Origin of the sequence: Paenibacillus sp. FSL E2-0178 (assembly GCF_038593005.1) — a bacterium.
GTDB classification, from domain to species: Bacteria; Bacillota; Bacilli; order Paenibacillales; family Paenibacillaceae; genus Paenibacillus_AQ; species Paenibacillus_AQ phytohabitans.
Map to the genome: position 1 here is coordinate 543,703 of NZ_CP151953.1, position 22,876 is coordinate 566,578.

At 48.7% G+C, this 22,876-nt stretch carries 24 protein-coding genes; 8 read left to right on the forward strand and 16 right to left on the reverse strand.

Features of this window, described 5'->3' with window-relative positions:
• Positions 1–70 precede the first annotated feature (70 nt).
• Complete coding sequence (locus tag MHI42_RS02155) at positions 71–922, forward strand: aldo/keto reductase (RefSeq protein ID WP_342422592.1); 852 nt, start codon at positions 71–73, stop codon at positions 920–922.
• Between the two features lie 21 nt (positions 923–943).
• A complete protein-coding gene (locus MHI42_RS02160) occupies positions 944–1,198 on the forward strand; it encodes a hypothetical protein (protein ID WP_342424875.1) in 255 nt (84 codons plus the stop codon).
• Between the two features lie 667 nt (positions 1,199–1,865).
• Here MHI42_RS02160 and MHI42_RS02165 read toward each other — a convergent pair.
• Entirely contained in the window at positions 1,866–2,669 is an 804-nt protein-coding gene (locus tag MHI42_RS02165; RefSeq protein WP_342422593.1) for an ATP-binding protein, read from the reverse strand.
• Positions 2,670–2,964: 295 nt separating this feature from the next.
• Here MHI42_RS02165 and MHI42_RS02170 point away from each other — a divergent pair, with 295 nt between their 5' ends.
• Together MHI42_RS02170 and MHI42_RS02175 are read left to right on the forward strand one after the other, a co-directional pair.
• Positions 2,965–3,759, forward strand: a complete 795-nt coding sequence (locus tag MHI42_RS02170) for a helix-turn-helix domain-containing protein (protein ID WP_342422594.1) — start codon at positions 2,965–2,967, stop codon at positions 3,757–3,759.
• A gap of 42 nt (positions 3,760–3,801) precedes the next feature.
• A complete protein-coding gene (locus MHI42_RS02175; RefSeq protein WP_342422595.1) occupies positions 3,802–5,028 on the forward strand; it encodes an MFS transporter in 1,227 nt (408 codons plus the stop codon).
• Positions 5,029–5,139: 111 nt separating this feature from the next.
• On the opposite strand, the gene MHI42_RS02180 is transcribed toward MHI42_RS02175, so the two are convergent.
• Positions 5,140–6,249, reverse strand: coding sequence for an NADH:flavin oxidoreductase (locus MHI42_RS02180; RefSeq protein ID WP_342422596.1), 1,110 nt, complete (start codon positions 6,247–6,249; stop codon positions 5,140–5,142).
• 218 nt (positions 6,250–6,467) lie between these two features.
• On the opposite strand from MHI42_RS02180, the gene MHI42_RS02185 reads away from it, so the two are divergent.
• On the forward strand, positions 6,468–7,061 hold the full coding sequence (locus MHI42_RS02185; RefSeq protein ID WP_336100400.1) for a TetR family transcriptional regulator: 594 nt from the start codon (positions 6,468–6,470) through the stop codon (positions 7,059–7,061).
• 597 nt (positions 7,062–7,658) lie between these two features.
• Here MHI42_RS02185 and MHI42_RS02190 read toward each other — a convergent pair.
• From MHI42_RS02190 to MHI42_RS02200, 3 genes are all read right to left on the reverse strand, one after another.
• The gene (locus tag MHI42_RS02190) at positions 7,659–8,150 is read right to left on the reverse strand and encodes a pyridoxamine 5'-phosphate oxidase family protein (protein ID WP_342422597.1); all 492 of its coding nucleotides are present in this window, start codon (positions 8,148–8,150) and stop codon (positions 7,659–7,661) included.
• Positions 8,151–8,267: 117 nt separating this feature from the next.
• Positions 8,268–8,732 carry a hypothetical protein gene (locus tag MHI42_RS02195; RefSeq protein ID WP_042137326.1) on the reverse strand — a complete coding sequence of 155 codons (465 nt, stop codon included), beginning with the start codon at positions 8,730–8,732 and terminating at the stop codon, positions 8,268–8,270.
• Between the two features lie 24 nt (positions 8,733–8,756).
• Complete coding sequence (locus MHI42_RS02200; RefSeq protein ID WP_042137324.1) at positions 8,757–9,236, reverse strand: GyrI-like domain-containing protein; 480 nt, start codon at positions 9,234–9,236, stop codon at positions 8,757–8,759.
• A gap of 99 nt (positions 9,237–9,335) precedes the next feature.
• Between MHI42_RS02200 and MHI42_RS02205 the strand changes: the two genes are divergently transcribed.
• Both MHI42_RS02205 and MHI42_RS02210 read left to right on the forward strand, forming a co-directional pair.
• Positions 9,336–10,298 carry an HTH domain-containing protein gene (locus MHI42_RS02205; RefSeq protein WP_171719559.1) on the forward strand — a complete coding sequence of 321 codons (963 nt, stop codon included), beginning with the start codon at positions 9,336–9,338 and terminating at the stop codon, positions 10,296–10,298.
• A gap of 176 nt (positions 10,299–10,474) precedes the next feature.
• Positions 10,475–11,626, forward strand: coding sequence for a serine hydrolase domain-containing protein (locus tag MHI42_RS02210; RefSeq protein ID WP_342422598.1), 1,152 nt, complete (start codon positions 10,475–10,477; stop codon positions 11,624–11,626).
• Positions 11,627–11,727: 101 nt separating this feature from the next.
• On the opposite strand, the gene MHI42_RS02215 is transcribed toward MHI42_RS02210, so the two are convergent.
• The 3 genes from MHI42_RS02215 to MHI42_RS02225 all read right to left on the reverse strand — a co-directional run bounded on the left by MHI42_RS02215 (position 11,728) and on the right by MHI42_RS02225 (position 13,753).
• Positions 11,728–12,639: a glycerophosphodiester phosphodiesterase family protein gene (locus tag MHI42_RS02215; RefSeq protein WP_342422599.1), complete on the reverse strand. Its 912-nt coding sequence runs from the start codon at positions 12,637–12,639 to the stop codon at positions 11,728–11,730.
• Between the two features lie 97 nt (positions 12,640–12,736).
• Positions 12,737–13,153, reverse strand: coding sequence for an NUDIX domain-containing protein (locus tag MHI42_RS02220; RefSeq protein WP_342422600.1), 417 nt, complete (start codon positions 13,151–13,153; stop codon positions 12,737–12,739).
• Between the two features lie 27 nt (positions 13,154–13,180).
• Positions 13,181–13,753, reverse strand: coding sequence for a TetR family transcriptional regulator (locus tag MHI42_RS02225; RefSeq protein ID WP_342422601.1), 573 nt, complete (start codon positions 13,751–13,753; stop codon positions 13,181–13,183).
• A gap of 164 nt (positions 13,754–13,917) precedes the next feature.
• Here MHI42_RS02225 and MHI42_RS02230 point away from each other — a divergent pair, with 164 nt between their 5' ends.
• Positions 13,918–14,802: a 2-dehydropantoate 2-reductase N-terminal domain-containing protein gene (locus MHI42_RS02230; protein WP_342422602.1), complete on the forward strand. Its 885-nt coding sequence runs from the start codon at positions 13,918–13,920 to the stop codon at positions 14,800–14,802.
• Positions 14,803–14,890: 88 nt separating this feature from the next.
• Here the strand turns inward: MHI42_RS02230 and MHI42_RS02235 are convergent, their stop codons facing one another.
• From MHI42_RS02235 to MHI42_RS02270, 8 genes are all read right to left on the reverse strand, one after another.
• Complete coding sequence (locus tag MHI42_RS02235) at positions 14,891–15,601, reverse strand: Crp/Fnr family transcriptional regulator (protein WP_171719554.1); 711 nt, start codon at positions 15,599–15,601, stop codon at positions 14,891–14,893.
• Between the two features lie 40 nt (positions 15,602–15,641).
• A complete protein-coding gene (gene rd, locus MHI42_RS02240) occupies positions 15,642–15,824 on the reverse strand; it encodes a rubredoxin (protein WP_039307922.1) in 183 nt (60 codons plus the stop codon).
• Positions 15,825–15,851: 27 nt separating this feature from the next.
• The gene (locus tag MHI42_RS02245) at positions 15,852–17,066 is read right to left on the reverse strand and encodes an FAD-dependent oxidoreductase (protein ID WP_342422603.1); all 1,215 of its coding nucleotides are present in this window, start codon (positions 17,064–17,066) and stop codon (positions 15,852–15,854) included.
• 16 nt (positions 17,067–17,082) lie between these two features.
• Positions 17,083–18,321, reverse strand: coding sequence for an FprA family A-type flavoprotein (locus tag MHI42_RS02250; RefSeq protein ID WP_171719552.1), 1,239 nt, complete (start codon positions 18,319–18,321; stop codon positions 17,083–17,085).
• Positions 18,322–18,559: 238 nt separating this feature from the next.
• Positions 18,560–19,264: a class I SAM-dependent methyltransferase gene (locus MHI42_RS02255; RefSeq protein ID WP_342422604.1), complete on the reverse strand. Its 705-nt coding sequence runs from the start codon at positions 19,262–19,264 to the stop codon at positions 18,560–18,562.
• 47 nt (positions 19,265–19,311) lie between these two features.
• Positions 19,312–19,641: a protein tyrosine phosphatase gene (locus MHI42_RS02260; RefSeq protein WP_342424672.1), complete on the reverse strand. Its 330-nt coding sequence runs from the start codon at positions 19,639–19,641 to the stop codon at positions 19,312–19,314.
• Between the two features lie 32 nt (positions 19,642–19,673).
• Entirely contained in the window at positions 19,674–20,111 is a 438-nt protein-coding gene (locus MHI42_RS02265; RefSeq protein ID WP_342422605.1) for a hypothetical protein, read from the reverse strand.
• 449 nt (positions 20,112–20,560) lie between these two features.
• Complete coding sequence (locus tag MHI42_RS02270; protein ID WP_342422606.1) at positions 20,561–22,816, reverse strand: excinuclease ABC subunit UvrA; 2,256 nt, start codon at positions 22,814–22,816, stop codon at positions 20,561–20,563.
• Positions 22,817–22,876: the final 60 nt, after the last annotated feature.

Sequence of the window (22,876 nt, forward strand, 5' to 3'; positions counted from 1 at the left end):
ATAATAAGTAGGTAACGGATAGCATGTCCCGATAGAGAGACAATATTTCACAACCTATGGAGGTAATTATATGCGGCAAGTCATTCTTAACAATGGTGTGGAAATGCCGGTGCTAGGGTTCGGAGTCTATCAAATTGCCGATCAAAGCCAGTGTGAACAAAGCGTGCTTGACGCGATCTCAACAGGTTACCGGCTGATAGATACAGCTGCCTCCTATCTGAATGAAGAAGCGGTAGGCAAAGCCATTAGACGCAGCGGCGTAGCCAGAGACGAGTTATTTATTACTACGAAGCTTTGGATGCAGGACACTGGTTATGCGAAGACCAAGCAAGCGGTGGAGAACTCTTTGAAGCGGCTGCAGCTCAATTATCTCGATTTATATCTAATCCATCAGCCGTTTGGTGATGTGTATGGTTCCTGGCGGGCGATGGAGGAGCTGAACCGTGAAGGGAAAATCCGGGCGATCGGCGTCAGTAATTTCCATATGGACCGTCTGATCGATCTGACTCTTCATAATGAAATCGTCCCTGCCGTGAATCAGGTGGAGACACATCCATTCAATCAGCAGATCGAAAGTGCGGCCTTCATGAAGGAGAACAAGGTTCAGATCGAGTCCTGGGCGCCTTTTGCTGAAGGAAAGAATAACTTGTTCCACAATGAACTGTTATGTTCAATCGCTGACAAGCATCATAAATCCGTTGCGCAGGTCGTTCTGCGCTGGCTGACTCAAAGAGATGTTGTCGTGATTCCCAAGTCAGTCCGCAAGGAAAGAATGGCCGAGAACTTCAATATTTTTGACTTTGAATTGAGCAGCGGGGATATGAACTCCATTACTGCGCTGGATACGAAAGAGAGCCTGTTCTTCTCCCACCGTGATCCTGAAATGGTCAAGTGGCTTGCCAGCCGTAAACTGGATATCTGATAGAAATCTGGAGGAATCGTCATGCTGGAGGCTATCTTCAAACAACAAAAAGAATTGGCAAAGCTTATTAAACACTTCTCACCAGCGGATGGTGTACTTGAAACAGCAATTCCCCATCCAGAAGCTGCGGAAGTTGCATTCCGTGTCGGTTATGAGAGTGCCTCCCAGTTCAGCCGTGAATACTCGCGGATGTTTGGCTCTCCCCCGAGATCCGATGTGAAGCAGCTAAAGGAAATGTACGATCCTGCGAAAAGCATGGTTTTCTTGGGAGATTAGTACAACATCAGCGCATAGAAGTGAGTTATTCAACAATGCAGCAATTGATGTATTCAGTATCAGGCAGGAATTCAGTGATAGTTGTATTTTGTGCAATTAAAAACAACGAAAAGGGAGGCTTTCCTCTTATAACTGTATTCTGTACAACTAAATCTGCCCCAATGGCTGAGAACCGAGGTACAATGGCAGTTTAATTGTACGAAATACAACTAAACGGAGAATCGGTTGTAAATCGGATGATTTAGTTGTACAGAGTGCAATTAAGCATACCGCATACTCCCAGGCATATCCCATAGTTGGGTCACTTCAAACGCTTAGCAAGCGATTTGCTAAAGTGGATTCCACTAACGCTTACTTGTGAGCATGAGAAAAGGAGCAGATTGCCGTTGCAATGTACTCCTTTTCTCATGCACTGTAGTATTCTGTATTATTCAAACCATTGTCTAGGCCCCACCGTATGAATCTTCAAACACCTCTCTTTGCGCAGTTTCCTCTGCGGACTCATTGTCCTCCCCTTTTCCCCCCGGGCAATTCCCAGTTGTTTTTGCCGTAGCTATGCTTCACTAATAAAAAACATCAAGAAACAGGCTGTTCTCGCTCACAAATCAAAACGTCCCGATGATCTGCACAAGCATCATCCGGGACGTTCAAATTACACTCTTTATTTTTATAAGGACGGACTATATTCCTCATAGGACAGCAAAATGTGCTCTTGTGTTAGTGGACTATGCTCTATAATTGCCTTCCGTTTGGCTTTCAGCACAATCTGTTCAATATCTGCGAAGCTGCATCCGTCAAGGCGCCCGCACACCTCTTCCGTCAACCCCGCTTCTCCTTCGAATCCATTGATCAATAGCTCGATATATTGACGCCTGCTGAATTCATCCGGCAGCGAATAAGTCATCTTCGTATCAAATCTTCTCCAGATCGCCCGGTCCAGTTCATTCTCCAGATTCGTTGCCGCTACAAAAATACTGCTGTCGCCGAAGTCATCCAGACATTGCAGCAGGGTATTTACCGCGCGTGCCATCTCTTTGACCTCGTCATTGCTCTCCCGTGTTCTTGCAATCGCATCAAATTCATCGAGGAAGAGGACGCAAGGTGTTGCTTTGGCATATTCGAATATTTTGCGGATATTGCTTCCGGTCTCCCCCAAATGACTATGAATAACCGCATCCAGCCGAACCAGAATAAGCGGAAGCTCCAGCATCTGAGCCATATAGAATGCGGTCAAAGTCTTCCCTGTGCCGGGCGGACCATACATGACCACTTTATTGGGAATGGGTACGTTGTGTTCTTCGAATGTTGCCCGCATCCCGAGTATAGTAATGAACTCCTCAACAATCTTCCGGTTCATCTGGGGCAGTACGAGATGCTTTACTTTTCTGGCACATTCTTTTGGTGTGTAATACGTCCCCATATCTATACCTTTCGCTCTGGGAAGACGCTGATTGCTGCTGTTTTTATTCATTGTTGTCTGGAAGCTCCTTAAATGTAGCATGAGTGTACTTATCCGGTGCAGTTAATACTTTATAGTGACATTTATTTAATCGTAATTATTACTATTTAAACAATATACCTGCTTACTCCCTGCATTGTCAACCTGCGGCACACCAGAGAGTCTGATCATCCAAAAGGGAGCTTGAGGATGAATGGGGCTGGCAAAATTATGGTGCGGCAGTCTTGACAGCTACTCAAGTCAGGAGTAGTATTTTGGAATACTTCTAATGTTCCTGGAAGATCATCGAATACAAAGGAGGCCCCCTATGATTGATGCTTTACGGAAACTCGGATTGTCCGATCTCGAAGCCCGCTGTTATCTGGCGCTGCACGGTCAGCCCCCTTCTTCAGGCTACGAAGTCTCTAAGCAGGTGTCAGTATCGCGCTCCAATGTCTATGCTGCGCTGCGCGGCCTTGTAGAGAAAGGTGTCTGTCGTGCTGAGGAAGGTGATCCGATTACCTTCGCGGCGATTCCAATCGGACAGGTTGTTAAGCTGCTGCAATCGGAGTTCGAACGAACTGCACGCCTACTGGAGAGTGAGCTGACTACCCTGCCGGATACTCCGCCCTTCTTCAGTAACTGGAAAGGAGATCAGCAGGTGGATCTGGCGATCCGCCGCCTCGCCGCCAATGCCAGGGAGGAGATTCTGGTCGATCTTTGGGCAGAGGATCTGCATTGGGTCGAGGAATCGCTGCTCTCAGCCGAGCACCGGGGTACCGCCGTTCATCTGATGATCATCGGTGAAATGCCGACGGAGCTTGAACATGTCATCGTACATAGTGTGCCGCCGGGGGGACCGCATCGGTCACGCAATTTCTCCATGCTGCTGGATAAGGAAACGGCGGTCATCGGCAGCTTCAGCCGGCACGCGCCGGTATCGGCGCTGGAGAGCAACCACCCGGCGGTGCTGAACGTACTGCAGACCTCGTACTTCCACGATGTTGTGATGATGCGGATCGAGAAAGATTTTGCCAGGGAGCTGGAGGACCGGTACGGGAAGGATTATGCACTGATCCGGCGGGAGCATCCCGAGATGCATGCGAAGAACTCCGGCATGTAATGAATTTAATGTATACCTGTGAATTAGAAAGGATGACATGTTTTGAATCCAAAAGGCTCGTCCGTACTACATAACCGCTCGTTCCTGCGCCTGTGGATCGCACGGATATTCTCGACCAGCGCTTTTCAGATGCTGTCTGTCGCCATTGGCTGGCAGATGTACGCGCTGACTGATAGCGCCTTCCAGCTGGGCCTTGTCGGCCTGGCGCAATTCCTGCCGATGCTCCTGCTGACACTGCCGGCCGGACAGACCGCTGACCGGTACGACCGCCGGACTATCGTCTATCTCTGCCAGCTAATGGAGAGCGTAGTTGTCCTGCTGCTCGTCCTCGGCAGTCTGCAAGGCTGGCTGGGCTCGCTTCATCTGCTGGTCGCCGCCGCCATTCTCGGCGCCTGCCGTACCTTCGAAGGCCCAGCCTCTGCCGCGCTTGTGCCGGACATCGTGGACCGGGAACAGCTGCCGAAGGCCGCAGCCTGGTCTGCCTCCGCAATGCAGACCGCGATGATCGTCGGCCCGTCACTTGGAGGAGTGCTTGTCGTTTGGGGTACTGCCGCTGCCTACATTGCCTCACTTGCAGCGCTGCTGATCTCGACCGTGCTCATCTTCTTCGTCAAGACCGTTCACTTCGTGAAGAAGCTGGACGCCGTCAATATGGACACGTTCCTTAGCGGCCTGAAGTTTGTCTTTGCCCGCAAAATCATACTCGGCACTATCTCGCTAGACCTGTTCGCTGTGCTGCTTGGCGGTGCGACTGCCTTGCTGCCGATCTTCGCCGAGGATATCCTGAAGACCGGCTCACTCGGTCTGGGGCTGCTGCGCTCTGCGCCGGCGGTCGGGGCGATCCTTGTGTCGCTGATTCTAACCCGATATTCGGTGGAGAAAGCAATCGGCAAGACACTGTTCGCCTCCCTCGTTGTGTTTGCCTTGGCGACCATTCTGTTCGGGGTGTCTCACAGCTTCTGGCTCTCGCTCTTCGCTCTTTTCCTCATCGGCGCTTCCGACGTCGTAAGCGTCGTAATCCGTTCGACGCTGGTTCAGGTCAACACACCGCAAGAGATGCAGGGCCGGGTCAACGCCGTCAACTCCCTGTTCATCGGCACCTCGAATCAGCTGGGTGAATTCGAGTCCGGGACGATGGCCGGTCTGGTCGGTGCTGTACCGGCGACTGTCATAGGCGGGCTTGGCACCCTCGTCATCACCGTAGTCTGGATGTATTGGCTCTTCCCGGTCCTCCGGACGCAGAAGACCTATATGGCGGAGAAAGGGTAATAGGGAGCGGATATTGGAAATTATTCACCTGTAGATAATGGTCTAAATAAAATAAAGTTAAGGCTGCCTATAGGCAGCCTTATTTGTGCGTTTATAGACACTCTCTATGCTTCAATACAGTTGGGCAGCCGCCTCAGGAGTAAAGGCTTGAATCTCCTCCACCCTGCCCTCGCGGATTTTCTTTGCCCATGCCGGATCACCCAGCAGCGCTCTTCCGACGGCTACCAGATCGAACTCCTGATTATCCAGCCGCTTCAGCAGTTCATCCATCCCTTGATGCTCCGCTTCCCCGCCTTCAGCAGGATCATTGTCTATGCCAACGGAACCAACGGCAATCGTTGTCTTCCCGGTGAGCTTCTTCACCCATCCGGCGAGACCCAGCTCAGAGCCCGCGAATTCAGGGTCCCAGAACCGGCGGGTCGAGATATGGAAAATATCCACGCCGGCCTGTACCAGCACATCCAGGAATTGCTTCAGCTGCTCCGGTGTATCTACCAGCTTCGCCGTGTAATCCGTCATTTTCCACTGGGACAACCGGATGGAAATCGGATAATCCGGTCCGACTGCAGCGCGGACGGCCGCGACAACTTCGGCTGCGAATGTGGTGCGCTTCAGGAAATCGCCGCCATAGCGGTCCGTCCGCTGATTGGTTTGTTCCCAGAAGAATTGGTCAATCAACAAGCCGTGGCCGCCGGAAAGCTCTATCCCGTCGAAGCCAGCCTGCTGTGTATTCACTGCCGCATCGGCATAGGCTTGAATGACGCCGGCAATTTCTTCTTCTGTCATCGGCTCGCTAATCTTGTTCCCTTGCATATCGATGCCTGATGGCCCGATCGACGGAGCATCCGGGATTGGCCCGGAACCTGCGGGACGAATCATTCCCATATGTGACAATTGGGGAAAGATAATCCCGCCAGCCTCATGAACCTGTCTGACGACTTCACGCCAGCCGCTCAGAGCGGCTTCGCCAAACAGATTAGGAAGTCCCGGATCACTGCTCGCCGCCGGATGGTCAATCATACCAACGGTGATGATCAGCCCCACCCCATTCTCAGCGCGGCGGCGGTAATACGCTGCCATATCCTCACCTGGAATACCCTTGGGTGCAAAAGCACGCGCCATCGGTGACATCACGATCCGGTTGGGTATATTTAATTGTTGAACCGTATAAGGTTCAAATAGGGTCTCCAGTGAATGAATTTGCTCCTGCTGTTTAGCCATGATTAACGCCTCCTGTAGATTGTATGATTATTCTCAAAGCGGGGTATGAATGCAATAGTAACAAGCTCCAGTTCCCCCTTCAACCAACAATCTGCCCAAGTTGTTGCTTAAGCTAGAAGCCGGAAAAACTGTCGTATTGGCAGATCCTATTTGTCGTCTACCAATAAGCTGATTATAATAAAGGGATTCTACTCTCTACTGAAAGGGGTGTTCCTTGGATGGCTGGCATACTCCCCCCCAATCCGAACGACCCGCGGGTGATTCGGACCCGCCAATTAATTCTGGATGCCTTCATCCGGCAATTGAATATCATGGACTTCAATTCGATAACCGTCGGCGATATTACCAAAGCAGCCACTATTAACCGGACCACCTTTTATGCACATTTCCAGGATAAATATGCGCTGTTCGAAGCCTTTTTGTTAGACGCCTTTACGAATATGGTCCTCCATAAAGTCGATGCAACTGGACCGTTGACCGAAAAGACGCTTCAGGAGCTTATCGTGGCCTTATGTAATTATCATGAAACCAGCCACCGCTGCTTCAAAAGATATGATTCCGTAGCGCTCCTGCTTGAGGAGAATATCAAGCTGCATCTTGAAAAGCTTATCCTGCAGCTTATTAGCGAATCAGACTCAGCTGCAGATTCGAAGCCGCTTGCCACTGCGGCCACCCTGCTAAGCTGGTCCTTATACGGCGTAACCTACCGCTGGAATGTGGAAGGAAGAGCGGAGTCTCCCTCTGAACTTGCGGAGCGGGTCATGCCGTTGATCACGGGCGGATTCCCCATGTTCAATCCGCAAGTTTCCTAATCAGACTGGCCCAGGTGTAAAATCAGCGGCAGCCTCGGACGCGAAAATCGTGTCCTGGGCTGCCGCTGTTTATATTGAGCCAACGTTGTGGGGCAATATCGAGATAAATAAGCGCTGAATGGTGAAGGTTGTCGCATACACGGTAGATAGATTATCTTGATTTACTTTAGGAGGGAGCGAGTGCTATCAAATCCTGCACAAAATACAACATTTCCCTGGATAAATTGGCTCAAAAACAAGTTTGTTGTATAAAATGCAACATTATTCCTTTTTCAAGCGACTTTGGTGGAATATTGTTGTATTTCATACAACAATTCTTCCGAGCACCCGGCAATCCAGGAATCAAAGTTGTAAAACGTACAACATTTATGCTTACAATACTTCTTTACTTCCTTACTCCATCCTTCCTTCCTTACCTAAGACTCCCCATTCACCGGTATGAAATCAAAGGTGGGAAATTAACGGATTTCGCTGTTTCCGCCAGCAATTGCACGGCAACGTCTATTCCCCCACGCCCTCACGTCTATAGATCAGCAAAAAAACACCCCACACCAGCCGGAATTCTCCAGCGGCGCGGGGCATCTTTTATCAAACCAGCTATTCTAAATCAACCGTCTTGTTCAGATCCGACTTCTCCGTATCCTGATTGGTGATTCGTTTGAACATATAAGTCGCCATCTCGGCCAGATTACCGCTCTTCCAGTATTCAGCAGCTTCGGCATGCACCTGAATCAGGATCACGTTCGGGTCATCATAGGTGGTCTTCAGGAACGTGTTATAGCCTGCACTCCAGAATTCTTTTTTCTTCTCCAGATCCTCGACAATCCTGGCGGTTCCGCGGATGGAGACATAGGATTTGTCAGCGTACACTACATTAACCCTCGGATCATGAAGGATCTCATCGAACTTGCTGGTGTCCTTCTTGGTCAGGAACCACAGGTCTCCGTCAAACTCGACCTCCTGTGTCTTCATGGGACGGGATACCAGGCCTTCGGGTGAGATCGTCGTGAACATCGCTGTATCAATCCCTTTGATAAGGTCTCTGACCGTCTCGACAGCTTCCTGATGACTTTTATCCAATGTTGACATGCTTATCGCCTCGTTTCTTCCGGGTTATGGGAATAGGATATCCAAATACGTACCTATTATTAACCCGATTAGGCGGTAATCTATCTCTAAAGGTTCAGTCACAGCTCACCACCTGGTTCAGTATTCGCCTTTGATTACGAAGAACGAGCCCCGGATCGTTCCGGCCAGCTTAGACTTCTGTCTGGCGAATTTGAACTTTGTCTCCAGCTCCTTGGGAATCTCCATGCCCTCAGAGAGCTTGAATCCGACAGCCCGCTTCTTGGGATCATCCACGGTATACATCACGTTAAGCGCCAGACCATCCTCATAAAAGACGTAAGCAAACCGGATATTCTCTACCTGAAACCGCGAGGTCTCCAGGGGCTTGGCCGAGAATTCAAGATCACGTTCTTTTTTCAGAATTCCATTCACATAATCCAGGGTCTCCTGGCTTTCGCTGGCCGGAACAACCGTGAACTCATGCTTATATTTATTCATGAAGTAACGCGCTTCATTCGCACGCAATCCTGCAAGTGCATCCACTACAGGTGACGACTCCAAGCCGGCCGTAGACACCTCTTTGAAATCAACGATATAAGACATTGCACTTCCTCCTCGGCAAACCCGTTATTTACTTACAACAGGAATCCACATTTCACCTACAACCTGTCCGTCCTGCTGCCCCATCTCAACGGATGTATTGGGTCCGCCCACATAGGCGACATCCTTCGCTTCCGGCAGAGCTTGACCAAAAGCAACTCCGGCCAGCTTATTATTCAGTTCATCAGCCGTTGCCGCTTCCCCTCTAACCACCAGGTATTTCCCCTTAGGAAACTGGATAACTCTGGCCTCTTCCGGCGCAGCTGCTTCGGTCATGACACCCGCATAATACATCATTTTGTTGTTCACCGCTTCACTCACGGCAAAAATATAGTCGTTCACGGCCATCGCCTTCAACTTATCGAGCCTTCCATCTTCACTGACGGCCTGCCAGAAGTCTGACTTTTCTTTGTTAATACCGGCATAGTCCGTGTAATCGCTCTTAAGCTCCGTACCTAAACCTATAACGATGAAGCTGTCTTTTTCCTCTAATGTGTAATTTGCCATGTCGCAACCATCCTTTGTATTTGGAATTTGTCTTCTTGTCTTGATATGTATATGATAGCCTTAAATCATGTCATAAAATGAAACTGTTTAGGAGACGCGATGAAAAAAGTTGAACGGGTTAATGTCATCATGCGGTATATTAACAACCGGGCCCACTTTACTATTACTGAAATCATGCAGGAATTTAACATCTCCCGTTCGACTGCGATTCGGGACATCCGGGAAATCGAGGCTCTGGGGATGCCGCTTGTTGCCGAAGTTGGACGGGATGGGGGGTATTCTGTGATGCGCAATTCTGTCCTTCCCGTGGTCCGGTTTACAGATAATGAGCTCAAAGCCCTGTTCATTGCCTTCATGGCTACAAGAAACGGGCAGCTCCCTTATCTCAAGAGCCGTCAGTCTTTAACGGAGAAATTATTGGGCCTCCTCTCGGAGAACCAGCAGGAGGACCTGTTTCTTCTGAATCAAATTCTGCTGTTTGAAGGGACCAACCCGAACAATCCTGACCTTCTTGATCTGTCTGATCTCCCCCACCCCATGCTTGAGAAGCTGATCCAGATCCTCCTGGTGGACCGCTATTTGCTGATTACCAGCGAAGAAGCGAAGCTCCTCCAGGTTTATCCCGTTTATCTCTTACGCCTCTATCGTGAGAAAAGCTTTTGGCTGATTGAGGCCTTCGACTTAAACGATGAAAGGAAGCGGATTATTCCTGTGGACCAAGTCACCGATGTTGTCCTAAATCCAGATAAAAAAAGATTAAGCAGGAAAAAGATCCTGGAAAAACTGAGCAATCAGGAAGAAGAAGTCAACCTCGTCCTTGAACTCGGCCCCAAGGCGATTGCCCAATTCAAAAAATATCATCCATTGAAGGTATCGCTCTCCTATACGAATCCTTACCAGAGCACAGCCATTCTCAAGACGTATATCCATACGGATATGCCCGAAGAACTGGCGGAAATCATAAACTGGCTGCTTTTCCTGGGCGGAGATATCAGACTTAAGGAAGCGCCGGAGGAAATCTGGAAAGGGTTAAAAGAGAGACTGCGGTTATTATACCTATAATCAGTGTGCCACCAAATGTACCGGATATTCAGATTACAATTCTGACCTCTATACAACCTGTCCAAAAGAGTTTAATATTTTCAAGTAGTGTAATGACAATATCTGATTTGGCTTCAGGGAACTTATCCGGAAAAGGAGACTTTAGGAACATGCTAGATTCAAACACAACCAGCCTATTGAAAAAAACATTGAGAGCAAGTATCGGTAACCAGGAAATCGCAGGTGCGAACCTGATGGTCATCAAGGACGGACGCGAGGTGTTCTATCACGAAGACGGCTTAGCCGATGTCGAAGCGGGACGTCCTGTCACCCGGGATTCGATCTTCCGTCTATACTCGATGACGAAACCGGTTACATCAGCCGCCATCATGCTGCTGCTTGAGCGCGGTGAGATCGATTTGTTCGATCCGGTAAGCCGTTATATTCCAGGGTTTAAGAACCAGCTGGTCGAAAAGAACGGAGAACTGGTGCCTGTCAGCCGGGAGGTAGTCATTCACGATCTGCTGAATATGACCTCGGGACTCGTATACGGAGGAGATACAGGCAAAGCCGCTCTGCATACGGAGGCTTTGTTCCAGGAGCTGGACAGCCGCTTGCACGGCGATAACCGGATGAGCACCATGGAATTCGCCACCCGTCTGGGTGAAGGCCCGCTTTCGTTCGAGCCGGGTTCGTTCTGGCAGTACGGGACCTCAGCGGATGTTCTGGGAGCCATAGTGGAAGCGGTTAGCGGCATGCGGTACGGCGAATTTTTGCAGAAGGAAATATTCAGCCCGCTGCAAATGCAGGACACCGGCTTTTGGCTTCCTGAAGACAAAAGAAACCGCCTGGCCAGAGTCTACCAGGAGGACGGCGAAGGAGGCTTGAAGCTGTATGCGGAGAGCCATCTGGGCATCTACCATCATATGGACCGGGAGCCGGCCTACGAGTCAGGCGGAGCGGGCCTGGTCTCAACGATTGACGATGCTGCCAAGTTCACCACCATGCTGATGAACCAGGGCAGCTTGAACGGCGTTCAGCTGCTCAAGCCTAGAACCGTTCAATATATGACTACAGCTGTTCTAAGCGATGGGCAGCAAAAAGGCTTCGATACCTGGCATTCCCTGCAGGGGTATAGCTATGGCAACCAGATGCGTATCCTGAAAGACACCGGAAAAGCCGGAGTGATCGGCGGCCAGGGTGAATACGGCTGGGACGGCTGGCTGGGAGCTTATTTCACCAACAGTCCGCAGGACAGCCTGACCTTCCTGTTCATGATTCAGAAAAAAGATGCCGGCACACTGCCGGTCACTCGCAAGCTGCGTAATATTGTGTTCAGCTCGTTGTAAGAAACCTGCTCTTCTTGTCCAATATACACACAGGGTCCAACTCTTGCTCCGTTAAGAACAAGAATTGGACCCTGTGCTATGAAATGAGAAATTCTGCTAAGTTACCAGTTCGCGTTCTTCCTGTTCGTCTCAATGACTTCATGGAAACGGTCAGGGAAATTGGTATAGACTCCATCCACACCCCAAGAATAAGCTTTATCCATATTGAGCTGATAATTAATGGTATAGGGCATGACCTTAAGTCCCGCCCGCTTTATCTGCGCCACATAAGACGCGCTGGTCCCCTGGAAATTCGGGCTGATGCCGACAGCATAGGACTTCACATCCGCCAGATAAGCTTCGGTAAGTCTTACCGAGGTATAATCATTCCATACGAGCTGGTACAACGGAATATCCGGGTTGATGGAATGGAACTTCCGCAGACTGGCTGCGCTGAAAGAGTGTATGGCCACTACTTTTTCCAGATTATATTTCTTAATGTATTCATTCAAGAGGACTTCGATATTAATCTTCGGCGTTGATTCCTTGATTTCAAGGACATAGCTGATCTCTTTGCCAAAGGTTTCGAATACCTCATCGAGGGTGGGGATGGTGGTCCCTGCATATATTTCTCTGGCAAACATCGGATACGCTTTATTGAACCACGACCCGGCATCCAGCTGTTTGATCTGCTCCAGCGTCATGTTCTTTACATACCCTTTGCTATTAGTCGTGCGGTTGACCGTATCATCATGGATAACAACAGGAATCTGATCCTTGGTCAGGTGGATATCCAGCTCAATCGAGTCAGCATCCATTTCACGCGCCAGCTCGAAGGCCGGTATCGTGTTCTCCGGAGCATATCCGGACGCACCACGGTGGGCGATCGTATATACTTTTTCCGCCGGATCGATGATTTCTTTCACTTTAACCCGGATGGTCGGGAAGGAAGCGTACAGTGTTGTAAATAAGAGGATAAATATTAGTACATGCATTCCGATAAAATAAGCTTTATGGCTGACAATCTTTTTCATTCCGTCGTCCTCATTTTCCTGTAACCTTAACTTTTGCAAATATTATTATATTAACAGTTAGGGTCATTGAAATCCACATTTTTAATTACAGCGCAATCTAACAGCATAATTCTAAGCATTCTCCCTGCCCGCCGGCGAGATCAGCCTCATGCACCGGAATCCAGAAATATTCAAAGGTCAGACCTAAGTCTTCTCCGGATGCTTCTATCGTATGTTCCCACCGGGCCGGCCGCTCTTCAATTAACTCTAACTGATATACATGTCTTTCATGATGTTGTTGTTTATACGCCGCGTAGTACAGATACGTCTTCAAATGCTTGACTAGCCGCAGCTCATCCTTCGTTATTCCTGACTCCTCCAGTATTTCCCGGAATAATGCCGTTTCTATACTCTCGCCCGATTCTACAGTCCCGGCAGGAACCTGCACACCAGCTTCCGGGTAGTCCCTGTGCCTGAACACGAGCAGCTTATCGTTATATATAATGTAGGCCAGTACTTTGGTGTGATATTGCATTAGGTTGTTCCTCCATTGTTATCCTAATTATGATAATCCCAGACCGTTCATCACATAGGGACGTACGATGTCTACAAGGAGATCCGTCCGTTCCTTCTCCCCGGCTTTGAACCATTGATACGCTGCGCTATAGATCGCTGACCCTGTCATGGCCGCCAGCATTGTTGTCTGATTGGGGTCTGCGGAATGAGGATGATCTCCTTTTACAAAAATGCGCTCAATAATCTGCTGCAGCAGCTGCTTGATCTTCTCGTCCACCAGTGTAGCAATCGATTTGGAATCCATCCGGCAGATCTCATAAAAATCCAAAATATACCGGTAAGTCATCAGGATGAGCTCGTTACATATTTCATCTGTGAACTCCAGCGCATGCTCCACGGGTCCGGGAATCATCTTGCGGAAAGCCTGTTCGATGATTTCATCCAGCAATGCATATTTATCCTCGTAATGAGTATAAAATGTGGCGCGGTTAATGGTAGCTCTCTCTGCGATATCTTTGATGGTGATCGTATCGAAGCTTCTCAACCGCAGCAACTCCCGGAAGGCTTCTCTAATCAGCTGCCCTGTGCGCACAACCCTTGGATCTATCTGGTTAACCATCGCTAACTCCCCCTGCTTAGACATCAAATCTTAATCTATGTTGTTTAACCGACTTATCCCCGAGTCTGCCGATTGAAATCAACGGGATGCCGGACTATCATCAATCGTATCAGACATGTGTTGTTTAAACAATGTGTGTTACCTAATTGAAAGGACAGATGAACTTGAGTATACATTCAGACAGAATATTAATCGTTGGCGCTGGAGTGATTGGCAGTGTGTACGCACTCCGGTTCGCACGGTCAGGACTTGACGTTACCTTACTGGCCCGGGGCAAGCGGCTGGAAGCCCTCCAGAAGCAGGGTCTGCGATACAATGAGAAAGGCACGATACAACAAATTCCGATAAAAGTAATTGCGGAGCTGGATGACGAAGATATCTACGATTTCATCTTTGTTCCGGTCCGGTATGATCAGGCGGAGTCTGCTCTTGAGGCGATTAAGAATAACAGAAGCCAGACCATTATTACGTTGACCAACACGGTAGGTTATGACTCCTGGCTTGAAATCGTAGGCGAGCGGCTGCTTCCGGGCTTCCCGGGTGCTGGCGGAGACCTCAAAGACGGTGTGCTCTACGCCCAGTTTGGAACGGAGCCTGGGCAAGGGACTATATTTGGTGAAATCAATGGACAGACGACCGAAAGAGTGAATCGTCTTGCCGGACTCCTTGAGCAGGCAGGTCTAACTAATATAATCGAACCGGATATAAAGGCCTTCCATATCTCACACGCTGCCCTGGCAGCAGTCAACAAGCACTTTTATACGGAGGATGGTACGGGTATGGTGGATTTGGAGACTGCAAGAAGCGACAGTACATTGAGCAAGCTTGCTGCTGATATTAAACGCAATATTAAGCAAGTTGAGCAGTCCGGAATACAGGTCATCCCGCCGGAAACGAAACAGATGGCTGATTTGCCGGAAGAGGACATTATTGCCCGGTACCGCCAGATGCTGAGCAATGACTTCATCATTGATGTTAAGCTGGGGAATCAGGCTGTCAGCAGAAGAGCAGAGATCCTGATGCTGGATGAGGCGTTCCGTAAAGATTGATGGGAGTCAGATCACCTTAACTAATCCGGGTATTCAAAAGCGGCATCTCCCCATTATCTAATGGTGGAAATGCCGCTTTTATTATAATTCAATTTCCCATATACTTCTCTACACCGGCCGGATCCATGAGCACCATCTGTTTATTACCAATCAGCTTGATCAGGCCCGAATCCTCAAACCTGGAGAACTTCCTGCTAATGGTCTCGCGGGTCACCCCGACATAACTGGCCAGCTCTTCACGGGACAGCGGAAGATCAATATGAATACGGCTGCCATGCCGCTTGCCGTATTTGTCACTGAGTTCCATGATCATGCAGGCAATCCGGATCTCCGGATCTTTGGTCGCCAGGCTCTGCGCCAGATTCTCTGTGTGGGCGAGTCTTTTGGTTACACTTTTCAGCAGCCGGAGAGAGATATCCGGATTATCTGTCATTAACTGCTCCATATCATTCCGGGTCAGCATACAAATATTAGTGTCTTTCAGGGCATATGCGTTAAAATTACTAAGCTCATCACTGTTAAAAATACTAAGCTCCCCGAAGAAATCCCCATTCGTCAGAATGTGCAGGATTTGTTCCTTGCCTTCAGGAGTCATTTTGGATAGCTTCACATGCCCCTGTTGAATAATATACAGCGTATCTGACGGCGCCCCTTCAAGAATTAACGGCTGACCTTTGGTAAACTTGCGGTGCTTAATCATAGCGCTAATTCTGGTGAGATCATCGTCCGTCAATGCAGCAAAAATCGGCACCTTGCGTGTACAAGGTTCTGCGGCGTGCTGGCAGGAGTGCTCTTTCATACCGTTCCCCCTGAAATGTAGTATTTAGAAGCTGCTTACTCTAATGAGTAACAGATTTCTTATCTTCAACTGCTACGAAGTGACTTGTATCCTCTCCGCAGACCGGACATACCCAGTCTTCAGGCAAATCTTCAAACGCGGTGCCGGCGGCTACGTCCTCATCAGGATCGCCTATTGCCGGGTCATAGATATAGCCGCAGGGTGTACAGATGTATTTCTTCATTCTTATCAGCTCCTAATAGGTTGTTTTTTAGTTCAATCGGGATTGTACTTCAGCCATAATAGCTTCTATGTTATTGCCGTCAAGATGAATTCCGGTCAGGCTGATCCCTTGTTCTACAGCCCACTTATACGTCAGGGAGGCAGCGGCTCCTTGCCAGGATAACGCACCGGTAATTGTATTATCTTTCACATAGATCCGCGTATAGGCGCCATTCTCTTCTCCGCTGACCGACACATCGCATTGCCGTTCATCTGTGTTGCCAATGGAGAACAGAGAAATCCCAAAAGCATTAAACAAAGTAACCGGAACCGCTCTGCGGTAAACGGTCAGACTGTCAGCCATGTTGCTGCCGGCAATCCTTCCCTGTTCTATTGCACCGCCCCATAGTCCTTCAACATGCCCGTTAATTTCAGCAACATCACCGGCAGCAAAGATGTTCGGATCGCTGGTTTGCAATTGTTCGTTTACAATAATGCCGTTCCGGACTTGAATTGCCGATCCGCTTACAAGCGCCGTGTTCGGGACAATTCCGATAGAGTATACAACATGGTCACACGGGAGATTAGAACCATCGTCCAGCGTAATCCCGGTAACATAGTCTGTACCCGTAATAGAGGTTATCCCTGCTTGCAGAATCACCTTCACTCCGGATTGTTCCAGAGTCTCCTTAAGCAGGCTGGAGGAGTGCCCGTCCAGCTGTCTGCCCATCAGGGACGGGGCTGCTTCGATCACGGTTACCTCGTAACCTGCTTCGAACAAAGCCCAAGCCGTCTCGATGCCCTGCACGCCTCCGCCAATTACCGCTACGCGGCTGCCATCCTGCAGACTATCTTTTAACCGGTCCGCATCGTTCATGTCTCTGATTGTATGGACATTGTGAAGTCCGGCACCTTCGATAGAGAGTGCACGGTTCCTCGCGCCCATACACAACAGCAGCTTATGATACTCCACCCGCTGGCCGTCTTCTGTCTCTACCATCCGGCAATCCGGCTGGATCGAGGTGATCCGGGTTGAGGTCTTGACGTTTATACGGTTATCCCGGTACCACTTCTCTTTCTTGATCAGCACCTTCTCGCTGTGCAGGTCGGTGAACAGGCTTTTGGTCAGCTTAATCCGGTTATACGGAAGCCCGCTTTCCTCACCTAGAATCGATATTTCTGCTTCTGCGTCCTGATCGCGGATTGCTTTGGCGGCATGGACGGCGGAGACGCCGCCGCCGACGATTACATAATGCTTCGTCATGTGTTATTCCTCCTCCCTAGATTGAGCTCAGCAGCAGATCTGATACAAATTCAGCCGCATTTTTAATTTTCTGGACCTTCTCCGGCTCTTTAGGGGAGAATCTTACTCTAACCGGGAATTCAACATGTGTCATACCGGTGGTTTTGATGACCTCCGAAGTGCTTTGCACGGTCATATTCGTTCCGTTCAGATAGTCCTGAATGACCTCGATGGCTTCTCCGCTCCAGCCGTACGAGCCAAAGGATGCCGCAAGCTTGCCTTCCAGATTCATATGCTGCAGCTCCTTCAGCACATCCTCCAGGTTCCCGATCATGTCCGCATATTTAGTAGAGCTGCCGATAAAGACCGCGTCTGCAGAAGCAATGCTGTTCAGAATATCCGCAGTGCTGCTTTTATCCGCATCCCAGACTTCCGTTCCGATATTATTCTCCTGCAGGCAATCCTGAATGATTTTGGCCATTTTCTTCGTGCTGTTCTTGATGGTGGTATATACGATGACTGCTTTTTTACCTTGAGTCGTTTCGCGGCTCATCGTGGCGTACAGATCAATGAATTTAGGGATATCCTCCCGGATCAGGAATCCATGGGATGGGGCAATCATGCGGATATCCATATCCTTGACCGCTTCCAGCAGTGTTCTTACATATCTTCTGTGCGGATGGATAATGGCGGCATAATAGCCCTTGTAATCTTCAGTGATATCAAATCCCGCTTCATCACTGAACAGATTCTCAACAGCTACATGTGTACTGAAGATATCGCAGGGGAACAGGATCTGATCCTCGATACAATACGTGATCATCGTCTCGGCAGTATGAAGGTACGGCGTTTCTTTGAACAGCAGTGTTTTCCCGCCGATATCCAGCGTATCGCCATCTTTAACGACCAGGAAGTTCCGGCTGTGCAGCTTATACATTTCCTGCAGTTCCGGCACAGCGATTTCGGTGCACACGATTGTGGCATTTAGAGCCTGGGATGCAAGGGCTGCCAGGCCGCCGGAATGGTCGGGCTCCGTATGGTTAATTACGATGTAATGAATATCCATGAGGTCAATCATACCGGCGAGACACTCGGCATATTCACGGCCGAACTCCATATCTACCGTATCAATCACGGTCGGCTTGCCCGTTTTTAACAGATAGGAATTATAGGTTGTTCCTTTAGCCAGAATCAGGCGGTGGAACGGAACCTGACGGTTATCTATTTTGCCTACCCAGTAAGTATCCCCGGCGATTTGTTTGAATTGTGTACTCATTTTGTTAACCTCCAATGTTTTGATTGATAATCCTTATCAGCAACCTCATTCTATTACGGCTGCCACACAAAAAGGAGGATTCAAATCAAATTCCGGAAGTTTATGAAAAAGCTTAACGCTATACTTTTAATGTAGACGATTGAACAGAAGGGGTGGTGCGTAGGGTCACAGTTGGACAGAAATAATGAAATTTCTCTTGCGTGTCAGCGGTCAAAATAAAAAGCCGATCCCCATGAGATCAGCTCTTCTTAGCCACAAACGTTATACAATCCGAAGTCAGCCTAACAGGTTCCCCTTTTCTGCTGATTTCATATTCCAGCGGTTTTACGAAGCGTTGCTCAACTTCCCAGCCGGCATACTGCTGATCCAGCAGCTCGAACATTCTTGCCGTAGTTAGATTCACTTCAAACATGGGATCGAGTTCTTCCGCTTGTGCGAGGTTAACTTCACGAATGTTCGAAGCGATAATAATACAATTCGCTCCATTTCGTTTCGTTCCGGCATTCATTTCCTGCAGTTTCCGCTCCAGTGCCTGCTCTGAACTGACATGCTCTAAAGAAGATACGGCTACGATAATATCATACTCATCTGGTTCAATGGTGAACTGTTCAATATCGGATAACCTTGCCACTATGTATTGTTCAACTCCATATTCCTTACTGTAGCTATTCAGTTTATCTATAGCCGATTCCAGCAGGTCAACGCACACTACTTTACCATCCCTATATTTCAAAGATTCAGCGATAGGCATGCTGTTCCGGCCAATTCCCGATCCTAAATCCAGCACACTTAAGTATTCCCGCTCCTTATATTCCTCTAAAAGGCTGATCACCGTCTTAACGGGTCTGTGCAGCCAGGACCCTGGCTCGAATAAGTCGTATGTATCGTAACAGTCATCATGATATTTCTTCTCTTCGGATCTGATATTGGCTATTCTGTCCATTGGTTCACCTCACGCTTTCAACGATTCCACTTCATTCTGTATTTGCTTTATTCAGGAACTTCAATATATTCAGATACTCTGGATTTCAGTATTTCTATTAGTTCTTCATCCATAAATCTATAGTCGTCCGGGATATCAAGATAGATTACCTGTTTGTTCCTTAGGGAGTCTGCAAATTTGTCCCTTAGCCTTCTTGTATGCTTCTTCTCCATTACGAATATCAGATCCGACCATCCGATATGTCCTTCGGTCACCTTTATTCTTGCTCCTTCTTCCGTGCCTGCCGACCTTGCTTCGTAACCGTTATATCCGTCAAAAATCTTCTCAGCAATCGAACTGCGCCACTTATTCCGGCTGCAGATAAAGAATAGTTTAATGTTGTATCGCCTCTATATTTACTTTGGGATTTCTAGTAATGCGCTCTTATTAATTTGTAGTTTATATTTTCTATAAATTGTTCAATCCTAATCACTTCATCTTCTTCGGGATTCATGATCTCAATAACATATTTTGCAAAACCCATTGGCCAAATATAATACAATTCATTTAATGATAAAGCCGAGGCGCTGCAAGGTGAAATTATTGATAAATCATTAAACTGGTTGGAGCTTTTTGTATCCATTTGCTCAGCCCACCAATCGGGTTCTAAATACGTCATACAATGATTGCATCTAATCCCTTCAAAATTCGATCCACTATCTATAAATGTTACTTCATTATATAGCTGTTCACTTATTTCTTTGTTAACGGTCATTAATCTCATTTGATTTTTAATTGCATTTCTCTCTTTTTCGCCGGGGATGGTTTTCTCATGCTTTGGTATGATTTTTACAATGTAATTAAACATTATCACTCCTCCTATTCCCTGCTTAAACTGCAGGCTGGCCGTAACGAGCATGCACGTAAGCTTTAACTGTATTATGTACAACTAAAGCGATCGATTATTGCGTTGAGAGTGTTTTAATTGTATTTTCTACAATTAGAATCATCATATTTCGTAAGAGAAGACTTTCCGCTATTTTTAGTTGTACAGGATACAATTAAACCGTCAAATTAGATTAGGTTTATCTCCCTGATTTAACTGTACGAAGTACAGTTATTTCCTATGAACTCCACATTAGTTACTTACTCTCTAACAGAACCACATTTCCAAGAAAAGGTGATTGCATCAACTCTATGGTATCTTTCTATTTATCTACGGTCAATCTCATTTCTGGGTCTGAAGATGGAGTTATCTATAATAATTTATAGCATTATAAAGAAAAACCCGCATATAATGCGGGTTCCAGACGATAACTACGCCAAATATCTCCCCGTGATCGAATGCTCCGCATCAATAATCTGCGAAGGTGTGCCCTCAAACACCACTTCTCCGCCTTTGCTGCCTCCGTCCGGCCCCATGTCGATGATCCAGTCTGCCTGGCTAATCACATCGAGATTATGCTCGATGACGATCACCGTATTGCCGGCATCCACCAGCCGGTTCATGATCTCCAGCAGGTGTCCGATGTCGGACATGTGCAGGCCGGTCGTCGGCTCGTCCATCACATAGATGCTGCCCTTCTTATGCAGCTCGCTGGCCAGCTTAATGCGCTGGCATTCTCCGCCCGAGAGCGTGCTGAGCGGCTGGCCGAGTGTAATATAGTTCAGTCCCACATCACTCATAGCCTGAAGCTTGCGCACCACCTCTTTGAGCTGGAAGAACTCAAGAGCCTGCTCAACAGTCATCTCCAGGACCTCAGCAATGGATTTGCCGTTCAGCTTGTAGGCAAGCACTTCCTCCTTGAACCGTCTGCCTCCGCATACTTCGCAAGGCAGCTTCACGCTGTCGAGGAAACCAAGGTCTGTATACACGACACCAAGTCCCTGGCAATTCTCGCAGGCCCCCTTGGAGTTGAAGCTGAATAGCCCTTGATTCACCTTATTGGCCGCGGCAAAAGCCTTGCGGACATCATCCATAATTCCCGTGTAGGTAGCGGGATTGGAGCGTGTTGAGACGCCAATCGCCGATTGGTCAATAACGATCGTATCCGGATGCTGACTGAGGAAGACATCATTAATCAGCGTACTTTTGCCCGAACCTGCGACACCTGTTACCACTGTCAGTATGCCGGTAGGAATATCCACACTTACATTCTGCAGGTTATGCAGAGAGGCATTCTGGATGGGCAGCTGACCGGAAGACGGTCTGCAGTCCTGCTTCAGCTTAAGCGGCCGCTTCATATGGGTGCCTGTCAGTGTACCTGACTCTAGCAAGCCCTGGAAGCTGCCTTCATAGACAATATTACCGCCACGGCTGCCGGCGTGAGGCCCGACATCAACAATATGATCCGCCAGCTTGATGACATCGGGATCATGTTCAACGACAATGACGGTATTCCCTTTGTCGCGAAGCTTCTCCAGCAGCTCATTTAGCCGGTGGACATCCCGCGGATGCAGCCCAACGCTGGGCTCATCGAAGATGTAGGTGACATCCACCAGGCTGCCGCTTAGATGCTTCACCATCTTGACGCGCTGTGATTCTCCGCCGGATAGCGTATCGGTCTCACGGTCCAGCGTCAGGTAGTCCAGCCCGATATCGACCAGATGCTGCAGCCGCTCCGCCAGCGACTTGACGACCGGAGCTGCGGCAGGTTCCTCTATCTCCCGGATGGTGCGGATAAGCTGCCCGACTTCCATAGCGGACAGCTCCGCAATGTTCCTTCCATTGATCCGGCAGCTGAGCGCAGCCTGGCTAAGTCTTGCTCCATGGCAGCTGGAGCAGGTGCCTTCGGTGATGAACGGGGCGACCATTTTTTGCGTACGCTCAGATTTGGTCTTCACATCCTGTCTGATATACTTGCCCGTGAACTTCTCAATAACACCTTCTACCGTAATGTTAGTTGCCTTCCCGGCAAAATCCATCTTCACTTTCCTGGCCTTGCCATACAGCAGCTGTTCCAGCTCCGCATCTGAATATTCGCTCAGCTTCTTGTCCAGATCGAAGTCACCGGCCTGCACGATCATGTTCCAATCCCAGCCGCCGACTGCATAATCCGGCAGCATGAGGGCTCCATCATTCAACGACTTGGACATGTCCACGGCCCGGCTCATATCGACCCCCAGCTTGCGGCCGATCCCGTTACATTCGGGACACATCCCTTGCGGATCGTTGAACGAGAACATGTTCACTCCGCCTACATGGGGCTGTCCCACCCTGGAGTACAGCAGACGGAGAATAGGCGAGATGTCGGTTATCGTACCCATCGTGGAATGAGAACCGCCGCCCAGCCGTTTCTGATCTACAATAACAGCCATGCTCAGGTTCTCGATCCCGTCTGTATCCGGCTGCGGATAACGCGGAAGGAAGGTTCGCACGAACATGCTGAAGTTCTCGTTCAGCAGCCGCGTGGATTCAGCAGCAATCGTATCGAAGACGATGGATGACTTGCCGGAGCCGGATACTCCGGTGAAGATGGTGATTTTCCGTTTCGGGATACGCAAGGATACGTTCTTAAGATTGTTCTCCCTTGCACCGGATATCACGATATACTCCTGATTCATTTCGTTCATGCTTAGCATCCCTCCAGGTGGTATAGATTTCTTTTGTTTCTATTATCCTTAGCATTATCC

What these genes read in the sequence shown, in the direction of transcription:
- MHI42_RS02155 (WP_342422592.1), top strand. Translation starts at nt 71, where the DNA reads ATGCGGCAAGTCATTCTTAACAATGGTGTGGAAATGCCGGTGCTAGGG.
- MHI42_RS02160 (WP_342424875.1), top strand. Translation starts at nt 944, where the DNA reads ATGCTGGAGGCTATCTTCAAACAACAAAAAGAATTGGCAAAGCTTATT.
- MHI42_RS02165 (WP_342422593.1), bottom strand. Translation starts at nt 2,669, where the DNA reads ATGAATAAAAACAGCAGCAATCAGCGTCTTCCCAGAGCGAAAGGTATA.
- MHI42_RS02170 (WP_342422594.1), top strand. Translation starts at nt 2,965, where the DNA reads ATGATTGATGCTTTACGGAAACTCGGATTGTCCGATCTCGAAGCCCGC.
- MHI42_RS02180 (WP_342422596.1), bottom strand. Translation starts at nt 6,249, where the DNA reads ATGGCTAAACAGCAGGAGCAAATTCATTCACTGGAGACCCTATTTGAA.
- MHI42_RS02185 (WP_336100400.1), top strand. Translation starts at nt 6,468, where the DNA reads ATGGCTGGCATACTCCCCCCCAATCCGAACGACCCGCGGGTGATTCGG.
- MHI42_RS02190 (WP_342422597.1), bottom strand. Translation starts at nt 8,150, where the DNA reads ATGTCAACATTGGATAAAAGTCATCAGGAAGCTGTCGAGACGGTCAGA.
- MHI42_RS02195 (WP_042137326.1), bottom strand. Translation starts at nt 8,732, where the DNA reads ATGTCTTATATCGTTGATTTCAAAGAGGTGTCTACGGCCGGCTTGGAG.
- MHI42_RS02200 (WP_042137324.1), bottom strand. Translation starts at nt 9,236, where the DNA reads ATGGCAAATTACACATTAGAGGAAAAAGACAGCTTCATCGTTATAGGT.
- MHI42_RS02205 (WP_171719559.1), top strand. Translation starts at nt 9,336, where the DNA reads ATGAAAAAAGTTGAACGGGTTAATGTCATCATGCGGTATATTAACAAC.
- MHI42_RS02215 (WP_342422599.1), bottom strand. Translation starts at nt 12,639, where the DNA reads ATGAAAAAGATTGTCAGCCATAAAGCTTATTTTATCGGAATGCATGTA.
- MHI42_RS02220 (WP_342422600.1), bottom strand. Translation starts at nt 13,153, where the DNA reads ATGCAATATCACACCAAAGTACTGGCCTACATTATATATAACGATAAG.
- MHI42_RS02225 (WP_342422601.1), bottom strand. Translation starts at nt 13,753, where the DNA reads ATGGTTAACCAGATAGATCCAAGGGTTGTGCGCACAGGGCAGCTGATT.
- MHI42_RS02235 (WP_171719554.1), bottom strand. Translation starts at nt 15,601, where the DNA reads ATGAAAGAGCACTCCTGCCAGCACGCCGCAGAACCTTGTACACGCAAG.
- rd (WP_039307922.1), bottom strand. Translation starts at nt 15,824, where the DNA reads ATGAAGAAATACATCTGTACACCCTGCGGCTATATCTATGACCCGGCA.
- MHI42_RS02245 (WP_342422603.1), bottom strand. Translation starts at nt 17,066, where the DNA reads ATGACGAAGCATTATGTAATCGTCGGCGGCGGCGTCTCCGCCGTCCAT.
- MHI42_RS02250 (WP_171719552.1), bottom strand. Translation starts at nt 18,321, where the DNA reads ATGAGTACACAATTCAAACAAATCGCCGGGGATACTTACTGGGTAGGC.
- MHI42_RS02255 (WP_342422604.1), bottom strand. Translation starts at nt 19,264, where the DNA reads ATGGACAGAATAGCCAATATCAGATCCGAAGAGAAGAAATATCATGAT.
- MHI42_RS02265 (WP_342422605.1), bottom strand. Translation starts at nt 20,111, where the DNA reads ATGTTTAATTACATTGTAAAAATCATACCAAAGCATGAGAAAACCATC.
- MHI42_RS02270 (WP_342422606.1), bottom strand. Translation starts at nt 22,816, where the DNA reads ATGAACGAAATGAATCAGGAGTATATCGTGATATCCGGTGCAAGGGAG.